A 9,898-nucleotide genomic window follows, 5' to 3' on the forward strand; every position below is an offset into this window, starting at 1 on the left:
GTCTGCCGCTATACAAACAAAGCCTGCCTACGCAGGCTATTCTTATCTCTGTGGTTAGTTGATTGGGTATTCTTCTGGCGCGAAACGAGTAAGATATTGGGCGAATTCTTATAATTAAACGGATTTGAAATGAAATATATTATTCAGTTTGAAGATAAAGAAAAAGAAGCTTTAATGGGAGGAAAGGCTAGGGCAATTGCACAATTGCAAAGCGCAGGGTTTTTGATTCCCAATGGGTTTGTTGTGTCGGCCGCAGCGTTTGAAGATAGCGTCAATACCCAACAGAAGTTTGACGAAACCTCATTGCAACAATATAAGGCAATTCAAACAGGGTTGGTAACAGTCAAACCCAGGGAAGCGGTGCAATTAGAATTGCTGGAAGCTTTGGCTGAACTTTGTCCGAATGGAGAACTGTTGGCGGTGCGATCTTCTGCGAGTGATGAAGATGGAATGCAGCATTCTTTTGCGGGACAATTCGATAGTTTTTTGCACGTAAAACCGGCAGATGTAGTCGATAAAATAGCTGCGGTTTGGCGATCGGGTTTTAATATTCGCGTCCTCAATTACCGTCAAGAACTGGGTTTATCTCCCATTCCCCATCCACCTGCTGTGCTGATTCAAAGAATGGTGAATGCGGAAGTTTCTGGAGTCGCTTTTGCTGCCGATCCGGTAACGGGAAGAAGGAGTATAGCAGTTGTTAGTGCCGTTACAGGTTTAGCGAGTTCTTTAGTATCGGGAGAAAGCGACGCAGATACTTATCGTGTCGCTCGAGAAGGGTCTATTATTGAACGTCAAATTATTGGCGAAAAACCGATTCTTAAGGATAACCAAATTTTAGCAGTAGCGGAGTTGGCGCGTCAGGTAAGCAAATATTTTCAAGTTCCCCAAGATATTGAATGGGCAATTGAAAGCGGGCAACTTTACCTATTGCAATCTCGCCCGATTACTGCCCTGGCGCAAATGCCCGATCCAGACGGGATATTTAGCTTGTGGGATAACAGCAATATTGCTGAAAGTTATAGCGGCGTTACTACACCCCTTACCTTCAGTTTTGCCCGTCGTGCTTATGAGGAAGTTTATCGTCAATTCTGCTACTTTATGGGAGTTCCGACGGATAGGATAAATCAGCACAACGATACATTTAGCCGCATGATTGGGCTAATTCAAGGAAGGGTTTATTACAACCTGCTGAGTTGGTATCGCGTTTTAGCTTTGTTGCCCGGTTTTAAAGTAAATCGGCGGTTTATGGAACAAATGCTGGGGCTAAAAGAATCGCTTCCAGAAAGTATTGTCTCGGACTTACATGCCGCTACCTGGCAAAATCGCTTGCAAGATAGTTGGCGACTGTTAATGACGGTTGTTGGTTTAATCAAAAATTATTTTCTGCTACCTCTTCGCCGTCAGAAATTTTATCAAAGGTTGGCTAAAGCTTTGCCGCCACAATTTAATATAGAAGCATTACGCACCGATGAGTTAGCGGCTTATTACCGTCACGTCGAACGTCAACTGATAACTCGCTGGGATGCGCCTTTAATTAATGATTTCTTTGCGATGATTTTCTATGGGGTTTTGCGCCGCATGACTGAACAATGGTGCAAAGATAAATCCCTCACATTGCAAAACGATTTAATTGGCGGCGAAGGCGGAATTATTAGTACAGAACCGGCTCAAAGAATGCTAGAGATGGCTGGATTGATATCAGAAAATCTATTGTTTGTCAAGTTATTGATGGACGAATCTTTAGAGGTAATTTTGTCAGCGATGGAACGGGTTCCGCAGTTTAAGTTGCAGTATCGAGAATATTTGGAGAAATTTGGCGATCGCTGCTTAGAAGAACTCAAACTAGAAAGCCCCACTCTGCACGATGACCCCCTACCTTTATTGCGTGCTGTGGGACAATTAGCACAGGTACAAACAACAGAAAAACAAAATACTTTACCCAAAATAGAAAATCCATTGAGAAAGGCGGCAGAATTAAAAGCAAGAAGGGGGTTGAGGTCTAATCCGATCCGGAAGTTATTGTTTAACTGGGTGCTGAAAAATACGCGGCATCGAGTGCGCGATCGCGAAAATTTACGCTTTGAACGCACCCGCGTTTTTGGTCGCGCCCGTAGGGTGTTTGTAGAATTAGGAAAGCGGTTTTATGCGATGAATTTACTCGAGGATTCCCGCGATATTTTTTACTTAGAAGTCGAGGAAATATTGGGATATATTGAAGGGACGGCTACCTGTACAGATTTGAAAGGATTGGTAGGGGTAAGAAAGGCAGAATTTGCCAAATATAGGGAAATGCCAGCACCATGCGATCGCTTTGAAACGCGAGGGATTGTTTATCAAGGATTGCAATTGAAAAACAACCTTTCCCCGTCGCCAATTACCGATTCTTACTTGCAAGGAATTGGCTGTTCTCCCGGATTGGTAAAAGGTTGCGTGCGCGTCATTTCCGATCCAAAACAAGTCATAGGAGAAGATAAAGGCGAACCCCTAAAACCAGGTACAATTTTAGTAGCAGAACGTACCGATCCGGGTTGGATTTTACTCTTTCCCGCCGCCGCTGGATTGTTAGTAGAAAGAGGTAGCTTGCTGTCTCATGCTGCTATAGTCGCACGGGAGTTGGGAATTCCTGCGATTGTCTCCATTCCCGGCGTTACCCAATGGTTAAAAGACGGGGATTGGGTAGAATTAGATGGCAGTACCGGCAGAGTTTGCAAAATTAACGTAATTGCTAATTGCTAATTGCTAATTGCTAATTGCTAATTGTTCTTCTGCGAGCAATTCAATCTAAAATATAGCTTCTTCAATCTGAAATCTAAAATCTCAAATCTGAAATATTTTAATGCCAAGTGAAATCGCACTTACTGCCAATTTTTCTCATATCCGTTACGCTCAATGTTGGGAAGATGCGGATATTCTTCTAGATGCGCTTGATATTCAACCTCACCACGTTTGTTTGTCCATCGCTTCTGCTGGAGACAATACGCTGGCGATACTCAGTCGCAGTCCAAAACGGGTAATTGCAGTAGACTTAAATCCCGCTCAAATTGCTTGTTTGGAACTGCGAGTAGCAGCTTATCGAGAATTAACACATCCTGAATTATTAGTGTTAATCGGATCGAGAAACTCATTAGAGGAAACCGCAGAAAATCATTCCAAAGTTGCTAAACTTAGAATTGATCTGTACCGCCGCTGTCGCTGGCAACTGTCGCCCACTACTCGTGAATTTTGGGATGTTCGTTTGAATGCGATCGCACAAGGCATCGGTACAGTGGGAAAATTCGAGCATTATTTAACCATATTCCGTCGCTACATCCTGCCCCTAATTCACAGTCGCGAGGATATCATCGCCTTTCTCAGGGAAGATAACCCAGAAAAACGAAAAATTTTATACGAAAAGCGGTGGAATAATTGGCGATGGCAGCTTTTATTTCGAGGGTTTTTCTCGCAATTTGTACTGGGGCGAATGGGACGCGATCCCAGTTTTTTCAAGTATGTCGAAGATAATATTGCCTCGCATCTTTTGCAACGTACTCGCTATGCAATTACCACTCTAAATCCTGCTGAAAATCCCTACCTGCATTGGATTGTCATGGGGCAACATTTGAACGTGCTTCCCTACGCCCTACGTCCTGAAAATTTCGAGGCGATTCGTAGCAACCTCGATTGTTTAGAGTGGCACTGTATCGCCATTGAAGATTTTATAGATACATTGGAAGAAACCACTATCGACCGCTACAACTTGAGCGATATCTTTGAATTAATGTCCTTGGATAACTATCATCAACTGCTAAAAAAACTGGTACGAGTGGGGCGCAGTAAAGGTCGATTAGCTTATTGGAATCTATTGGTTTCCCGCAGTCGTCCAGAATCGATGGCTCATTGCTTGCAACCTTTGAGCAATTTAGCTTATCATCTCTATCAACAGGATAAGGTGTTTTTCTACAAAAATTTTATATTGGAAGAAATTATTTAATGGGTAATTGGTAATGGGTAATTGGTAATTGGTAATATGATTTCCGCCTCATTACCCTTAATAAAAATATCGACCCGTCACCGTGTCACCGTGTCTGGGTGTCATTCCTAACTTGTAATTGGGGGAAAGATGTTTATGCAGGAAATAGAAATACCCGATGCTCATTGGGTTTTGATTGGGGATGATAGCGCTGAGGGCAAGATAATCGGACGTTGTTCTTTATGGTGGCAAAATATGCCTCCTTACCTTAATCACCGCGTCGGATTTATCGGTCATTATGCGGTTAAAGATGCGGCGACAGCAACTCAACTTTTACAGCAAGCTTGCGAACAATTAGCCGCGTTTGGCTGTACTCTGGCAATAGCTCCAATTGATGGTAATACTTGGCAGCGCTATCGACTGCTGACCGAACGGGGTACGCACCCAGTCTTCTTTCTAGAACCGGATAATCCTGATGATTGGCATAGTCATTTTTTAGACCAGGGCTTTACAACCCTGGCTCAGTACAGTTCGGCGTTGAATACAAACTTAAGTTATGTCGATCCGCGCCTTGAGCGGGTAGAAAGCCGATTGCACAAGGCAGGTGTGGAAATTCGCCCGATAAACTTGCAGCGGATTGAGGCAGAACTGCATGGGATTTATCATCTGGCGATCGCCAGCTTTCGCGGTAATTTTCTTTACACGCCCATCGCGGAAGCCGCCTTTATTGCCCAGTACCGTCCCCTATTACCCTATCTCAATCGGGAGTTAATACTAATAGCAGAAGACGATGGCAAACCCGTCGGATTTCTATTTGCAATTCCCGACTGGCTGCAAGCACAACGAGGAGAAGTTGTCAATACTATTATTATTAAAACTGTTGCAGTTTTGCCCAAACGAATTTACGCTGGTTTGGGTAATTTGTTAGTAGCAAAATGTCAAACTCGCGCCTACGAAAAAGGTTTTACCCGTGCGATTCATGCCTTAATGCACGATGCCAATCCTTCGCGTAATTTAAGTCGCCGCTATGCTCAAACAATCCGCCGCTATACCCTATTTGCTAAAAATATTTAGGTTAGTTTGTAGCTGGACTTACGCAGAAACTCTAAACGTAGGGTGCGTAAGCGTTGCGTAACGCACCAGCAACACCATATATGGTTCCTGTACAGCTCTAAACGTAGGGTGCGTAAGCGTTGCGTAACGCACCAGCAACACCATATATGGTTCCTGTACAGCTCTAAACGTATGGTGCGTTAGCGCAGCGTAACGCACCAGCAACACCATATATGGTTCCTGTACAGCGCTACTACGAACGTGGTTTCGACTCCTGAGTTGCTTCTACAACCAAGGGGTTTGTAACAGCACCATCCAAAGCAGCATTTTCCGGTATTTTTCGGTTTGCGTAACTAAAATTTACAGAAAAAATCGTAATATCGTGCCGCTTATGATTTTGTTAACACACTTATATAGCCCGTTTCGGATGACCATTCTCGTCGGTAAGTAACTTGATTGAACACCATTTTTTCATTGGAATTCTCGTTGATAGAGCTAGCTCTAACAGAAATAATTGCACAAGGAATAAAGTTATTAAAAGGATAGACATTAGATTTTTTATTGGAAATATTTTGGACGTTAATATGTTGCATCCAAATAATTTTACTGTGTTTATTATGTAAAAGAGGCCAGAGTGGATATTCCCAATATTGATTACCCACATTAATGCCTGTTCCTAAAGATAGTCCAATGTTAGAACAGTTTTTAGATAGAACAAATTTCGTGGCTTCTACATAGGGAGCTTTCAGTTGAGGTCTATTGATAAAGTATTGTTCGATTCTACTCATGTTAAAAATATTAGCTTCTGCGGCAATTGGTCTAAATTTATTACTAAAAACCCACTGCAATGACGTAATAATAAGAGTAACGACGATTGCATTAGTAATAATTGCATTTGGAATCTGGGAAAAGACTACTCCAAAAAATGCTGAAAATAAGACGAAAATAGACAAATGATGACGGGTTTGATCAGGTTGAAGTTTGAGGAGTAGGCAGAGCATTAGAAACGCGCTAATAGTCACTAATAAATAAGTAATAATTATTTTTTTCTCCTGATATTTTTATTAAGTAAGCCAAAGCATACCGCCACAAAAATCAGCAACAAATGAAGTGGATTTCCCGCTACATTTTCATCAAATGATAAACCCGGAACTCTATAAGAACCAGGGGGATAAGTCGTGCGTGGATCGTTCATATCCACACCGATAAAGACGTGGATAATACTAATAATTTTGGCGATGATTCCAGTTAGTGGATTCACCCATTTTTCAACTCCAAGGTGACGGACAATATCACTGTGTAAGGATAAGTTTCTCAGAGTATTAGAGAGCAGAATTGGCAGGCTAAAAGCTTCAATTTTATATTCTCCTTCAAAGTTTTTAGGTGTACCAAGTAGGGTGACAAATAAATCTAAGTTACGCAGGTAATGGGAAATATTCAAAACAAAAAAAATGGTGGCAACCAATAAAAGTGGTTTCCAAATATTCCAGCGTTTGCGCTGGAACATTACCCAACTTAACCAAACCATAAACGGGAAGGAGTAGATATAACCTGATGATTTTGTGAAAATCGCTAAACCTAAGCTAGCACCAATGAAAAAAAGAGGATATTGCTTGTTTGTTGCTTTTACGGTCAGTAAAACATAGTAAGCTAGGCAAACTAACCAAAAAGCTACAACATAGTCATTTTGAGTACTCGATCCTTGAAGAATTCCCATAGGAATTGTAGCGCAGAAAACAGCAGCAAAAACTTGACCGCGTACATTAGCTCCCAGTTCTTTGGCAATCAGCGATACACCAATAATGCTGCCAATCATGCTAAACCATTGGACAAAATTGGCAAAGCGATCTCCACCGCTGAGAATCTGCAAATGCATAATGGTAAACTCTGCAAAAGGTGGATGAAATAACTGCGGTAAATTGTAGGTTGGGTAATGAGCAACGCTTTGGTTTTGCATCCAATGAACGACACGGCTCATGTGATAAGTCATCGAGTCCCATGTATTAGGGGGCGCTACGAAAGCAATTAACCCAACTGTGACAGAAATAAAAACTACCCCAAACAGTAAAATTCCTAGAAATGGTGAATTTAGATTCCTAAAAAAACGCCAAATTTTATTGAGGCGATAAGTTTGTTTATTTGACTTAAACCGCTGATAGTAAATAATTCCTAAACCAATAGTTAATAATCCCCATACTCCCAATACAGAGCCAAATGTCAACAGTCTAAATAGACTTAAAAGCTCAGTTGTTCCTATGATAAATACACTCAAAACCACAGCAGACGATAAGATTGCCCGACGCCAGCAGTGATATTCTTGTGCAAAAATACTGACTAGAAGTATCAGTGATATTTTCGGGAGAAAAACCAGCATATTTACTCTTTTTATTGGCAATTAACAATGGGTATTAACTGTTTATTTTTTTACTGGCTGCCAAAGTGTAGTTTGAGTTTTGCTAACAGGTGTTGTGCAAGACAAAACTTTCTCAAATCAAGTATGCAAGCTTAATTCGACGGAAAGCTTCCTGCTTCAACCTTTGGGAGTCGGATCCAACAGTCCCCAGGCGTAAATTCCGCGCTTCTTGCACGTACAAGGGTTCTTAGGGGCATTTTCCAGATCGATCGCAGCATTTAGATCGCAATCGATGGAAACGCCACAGTTACCGCATTTGTAAATACGCTTCAAGAGAGGCATTGGTTGAACGTTGCCGCAGCACGAGCATGTTTTAGAGGAAGCGAACCACCTGTCAACCAGTTCCACTTTTGTCCCAAAGAATATCGCCTTGTAAATCAACATTCTTCGGAATTCATAAAATCCCAAGCTTGAAATAGCTTGGGCTAATTTTTGATTAGCTATCATCCCAGCGACATTGAGATGTCAGTCGTGGTTTTTTGCAAAAAGTCTCGCCTGATATTAGCGTTCCTCGCGTGGCTTTTTGCCAATCTTTGGTAGTACTTTAAGGCATTGAAAGATGCTTTGATTCCTTGACTGCGGTTACCCAATCGCTTGTTGCGGTTCTGCCACTCCTCCTAAATTCGCTTGGTTAGAGCTGATTTCAGGCTGTGTGGAGCAACAATTTTAGAGCCGTCTGACAAGGTGGCAAAGCATTTAATACCTAAGTCGATACCAACCGATTCAACTGGGTGTAGAAGCGGTGGAACTTTGTCAACATCGAGTGCAAATTAAACGAACCATCTGTCTGCTACTCTGGAAATAGTGAATGTTTGACTTGAACAAAGGAATGGAATTCTTTTCTTGAGCCTGAATTCTCCTAAACCGGGGATAGCGATCTTCTTGCCTGAGTGCAGCACCTGACGATGAGTGAACGTAATTATCGGTTCACCGGCCGTGTAAACGCCGGATTTCTTCAGAACTGTGAAACTTTCTCCTCTCTTCTTAGATTTGAATCGAGTCAAACTAGAAGAGCCTTTACGCCATCGGTCAACAGCTTTAGCTAAATTTCTTAGTGCTGATGAGTAGATGCCTGATGGGTATTGGTTCATCCAAGCGTATTGGGGCTTAGTTTTGACGTGGTTGGTTTTGACTTTCTCCATCTCGGCTAAGCGCTTGGAGTCGGTAGCAAGGATTCCCTCGAATCCCCACGATTGCGTAACTAGCCATAGCCCTTGCGTTGTACACTAACCGGCTAAAACCAGCGCAACCCGCAAGTTTTGAACGCTCAAAGTTATTGAGTTTTAGCTCTAACTTCAGGCTATACGTCCCTACTGCTCCAATAATGGGCGTTAGGTTGTGAGGGAAATACCAAGGATTAAGCCGAATAAGTACAAAACTGACTACCTAGTACTACGTCTGCCCCTTCCATCTGGAAGTGGTCTTTATCTGATAACGGCATATCCCCACATTTTGTTTTTGATATGTTTAGACCACCCTCTCCTTATCTTACCATATATGTCATTTGACATCAATAGCGATTTTTCATTTTTCAACTTGTAGTACGATCAAATTTATATATCTCTATACGTAAAAAAATAAATATCCTTCATACTACAAAAAGTAATATCAAAAAAGACCCTGCTACGGCTTAAACGATTTGATTATCCAATATTTCACCAAGCAATAAGGCTGATTATTCCAGAATCAGGAAAAGTTTTTTACCAGCTGAGATATTTTTTTGTTCATAAATTAATGGAGTAGGCTTTGATCCACAAGCGACGACTTTTGCGCTCGCGAGGGCGCAAAAGTCGTTCGGAGGATGCCTGTACCTGACGCGGCAGCAAGCCGCTGTTCATCAACCCCGCCGTACCTAAAGCAAAGGGTACTGCTACCCCGACACATGGGACGACAGTTGCTGGGATACCGACTGCTATCAGTTCCTTTAAATTCGATTCCAGACCGATTTCAAACAGCAGGTGGAAGTCCAAGGTAAAAATGCTACCGGAGTACAGCAAGAGGTGGCGCGACGGTCGTCTGCGGTAGTCGAGTTGTTGCGATCTCGCAATGTGGAAAAGTGGCAAACCACTGGTATCAGACTTAACCCGAACTATACATTTGAAAACAACGTGCAGCGCCTGACAGGATACACAGGCGTCAACACGGTGAGCTTTCGCATCGATACCCAGCGAGTGGGAAATTTGTTAGATGAAGCCGTTAATGCCGGGGCGACGCGCATCGACGGGATTAGTTTTGTCGCTAGTGAAGATGCGATCGCTACCGCCCAACAACAAGCCCTGCGCGAAGCCACCCAAGAAGCCCAACAACAAGCCGATGTTGTTTTAAGCACCTTGAACCTATCGCGTCAGGAGGTTATTGGCATCCAAATTAACAATGCTTTTGCACCCCCACCACCCTCACCTGTAGCTGAATTTAGGGCAGCTTCCGTGGGAGTACCAGCTTCCACCCCCGCGATTGGCGGCGAACAGCGAGTCGAAGCTACC

Annotated in this window: 9 protein-coding genes; 4 read left to right on the forward strand and 5 right to left on the reverse strand. The window is 42.7% G+C overall.

All coding sequences use genetic code 11. The features are described from left to right. Window positions 1-129: 129 nt before the first annotated feature. From ACE1CM_RS20325 to ACE1CM_RS20335, 3 genes are all read left to right on the forward strand, one after another. Complete coding sequence (locus ACE1CM_RS20325) at window positions 130-2,736, forward strand: PEP/pyruvate-binding domain-containing protein (protein ID WP_374879784.1); 2,607 nt, start codon at window positions 130-132, stop codon at window positions 2,734-2,736. A 100-nt stretch (window positions 2,737-2,836) separates the two neighbouring features. Continuing rightward, complete coding sequence (locus ACE1CM_RS20330; RefSeq protein WP_374879786.1) at window positions 2,837-3,970, forward strand: DUF3419 family protein; 1,134 nt, start codon at window positions 2,837-2,839, stop codon at window positions 3,968-3,970. Between the two features lie 135 nt (window positions 3,971-4,105). Further along, window positions 4,106-5,023 carry a GNAT family N-acetyltransferase gene (locus tag ACE1CM_RS20335; RefSeq protein ID WP_374879788.1) on the forward strand — a complete coding sequence of 306 codons (918 nt, stop codon included), beginning with the start codon at window positions 4,106-4,108 and terminating at the stop codon, window positions 5,021-5,023. 368 nt (window positions 5,024-5,391) lie between these two features. Here ACE1CM_RS20335 and ACE1CM_RS20340 read toward each other — a convergent pair whose 3' ends face one another. The 5 genes from ACE1CM_RS20340 to ACE1CM_RS20360 all read right to left on the reverse strand — a co-directional run bounded on the left by ACE1CM_RS20340 (window position 5,392) and on the right by ACE1CM_RS20360 (window position 9,385). Then, window positions 5,392-6,024, reverse strand: a complete 633-nt coding sequence (locus ACE1CM_RS20340; protein WP_374879790.1) for a hypothetical protein — start codon at window positions 6,022-6,024, stop codon at window positions 5,392-5,394. A gap of 17 nt (window positions 6,025-6,041) precedes the next feature. Continuing rightward, a complete protein-coding gene (locus ACE1CM_RS20345) occupies window positions 6,042-7,397 on the reverse strand; it encodes an ArnT family glycosyltransferase (RefSeq protein WP_374879792.1) in 1,356 nt (451 codons plus the stop codon). Window positions 7,398-7,532: 135 nt separating this feature from the next. Next, window positions 7,533-7,862 (reverse strand): zinc ribbon domain-containing protein, encoded by a 330-nt coding sequence (locus ACE1CM_RS20350; protein ID WP_374879794.1) that lies wholly within the window; start codon window positions 7,860-7,862, stop codon window positions 7,533-7,535. Window positions 7,863-8,185: 323 nt separating this feature from the next. Beyond that, entirely contained in the window at window positions 8,186-8,557 is a 372-nt protein-coding gene (locus ACE1CM_RS20355; RefSeq protein WP_374879796.1) for a hypothetical protein, read from the reverse strand. A 582-nt stretch (window positions 8,558-9,139) separates the two neighbouring features. Beyond that, window positions 9,140-9,385, reverse strand: coding sequence for a hypothetical protein (locus ACE1CM_RS20360; protein ID WP_374879801.1), 246 nt, complete (start codon window positions 9,383-9,385; stop codon window positions 9,140-9,142). Here ACE1CM_RS20360 and ACE1CM_RS20365 point away from each other — a divergent pair. Next, window positions 9,374-9,898: SIMPL domain-containing protein (locus ACE1CM_RS20365; protein WP_374879798.1), on the forward strand; the 525-nt coding region annotated here is incomplete at its 3' end. The two genes, ACE1CM_RS20360 and ACE1CM_RS20365, sit on opposite strands and share 12 nt — an antisense overlap.

It is taken from the genome of Microseira sp. BLCC-F43 (assembly GCF_041929235.1).
Taxonomy (GTDB): domain Bacteria; phylum Cyanobacteriota; class Cyanobacteriia; order Cyanobacteriales; family Aerosakkonemataceae; genus Microseira.

What these genes read in the sequence shown, in the direction of transcription:
- ACE1CM_RS20325 (WP_374879784.1), top strand. Translation starts at nt 130, where the DNA reads ATGAAATATATTATTCAGTTTGAAGATAAAGAAAAAGAAGCTTTAATG.
- ACE1CM_RS20330 (WP_374879786.1), top strand. Translation starts at nt 2,837, where the DNA reads ATGCCAAGTGAAATCGCACTTACTGCCAATTTTTCTCATATCCGTTAC.
- ACE1CM_RS20335 (WP_374879788.1), top strand. Translation starts at nt 4,106, where the DNA reads ATGCAGGAAATAGAAATACCCGATGCTCATTGGGTTTTGATTGGGGAT.
- ACE1CM_RS20350 (WP_374879794.1), bottom strand. Translation starts at nt 7,862, where the DNA reads ATGATAGCTAATCAAAAATTAGCCCAAGCTATTTCAAGCTTGGGATTT.
- ACE1CM_RS20355 (WP_374879796.1), bottom strand. Translation starts at nt 8,557, where the DNA reads ATGGAGAAAGTCAAAACCAACCACGTCAAAACTAAGCCCCAATACGCT.